General features: G+C 67.4%; 1 protein-coding gene. It reads right to left on the bottom strand.

The features are described from left to right. Positions 1–1063, bottom strand: a 1063-nt coding sequence (locus CSC78_RS18720) for a HAMP domain-containing protein (protein ID WP_162339382.1), incomplete at its 3' end; no start/stop codon positions are given. Positions 1064–1182: the final 119 nt, after the last annotated feature.

Raw genomic sequence — 1182 nt, 5'->3', positions numbered from 1 at the left:
CGTGGATGTGCGATGCCACCAGTTCGTTGGTACCGCGCACCATCTCGCCGAAGCCGCCGGGAAACGCGCTGTCGTCGCATCGGAAGCTGATGGTGCCCTCTTCATGCTTCGCCGCCATCTCGCGCTGGGAGGCGACCACGCGATGGACGGTGGACTGCATGTCGCGCATGCTCATCAGAAGCTGGCCCACCTCGTCGCGATAGCGCGATGGGATGGGCGTGTCGAGATCCCCGGACGAGATCCGGCTTGCCACCTTGGCGGCATGGCGGATGCCGCGGGTGATCGCGCGCACCGTGTACCAGGACGCGCCCACGACGAGCGCCAGGATCAGCGCCACCATGGCCGCCCCGACGTACATCTTCGCGCGCGCCGCGCGCAGGTGCGCAGACGACTGGGACTCCAGTTCGGCGAGCGCGGCGTCTTCGATGGCGGCGAGTCTTGCTGCAAGCGCAGCGAGCGCCGCCGGATCCGCCTGGGCATCGTCGCCGGCGTAGGCGTCCTTGACCGCGCTGTGGGCGGAGCGCAGGGCAGGCGTCGCAGTGCCCGTCAACGACAGGGCCTTGTCCATCTCCCGCACGTAGCCGCCCAGTTCCTGATGGAAGATGTCGAGCAGGACTTCCCGATGCGCATCGGCCACGCCGGGACCACGGCGATGGATGTCGCCCAGTACGTCGGCCAGTGCGCTGGCGGCCCGCGGGAGCGACTGGCTCGTGCCCAGCATCAGGTGGTAACTCTCGGGGTGCGGTGTGTAGACCAGCAGGCTCTCGTCACCGAGCGTCTCGACCGCCTGCAGGGCTTGTTCGACATGTTCGGCGATCGACGGGTCATCGTGGGCGAGGTCGCGCAGGGTGCGCCACTCCCGGGCCAGCTTCTCGATGCTGGCGTGACTGTCATTCAGATGGGGCTGGGCGGCGGCGGATGCGCCCGCTTTTTCGTACAGGGCGGTGATGTCGGCCTGCACGTCGGTCGTCCGTGCATCGCCACCACGACGCAGGTTGAGTGCGCTGACCACGCCCAGCAGTTCCTCCAGCGCGGGCATGCTCGCGAGCTCGGTTCGATTCACGGCCAGTTGCTCTCGCAGCTGCGCGAGGTACGCCACCGAAGGCACGAGGATGCCAACGGTGGAAAGGCAGCAGATCAGGGTCAGCTTGAAAGCGGTCGTACGGTTGTTCCATGCAGCAA

Source organism: Pseudoxanthomonas japonensis (genome assembly GCF_010093445.1).
Classification (GTDB): domain Bacteria; phylum Pseudomonadota; class Gammaproteobacteria; order Xanthomonadales; family Xanthomonadaceae; genus Pseudoxanthomonas_A; species Pseudoxanthomonas_A japonensis.
This window is presented reverse-complemented; position numbering and strand designations above follow the sequence as displayed.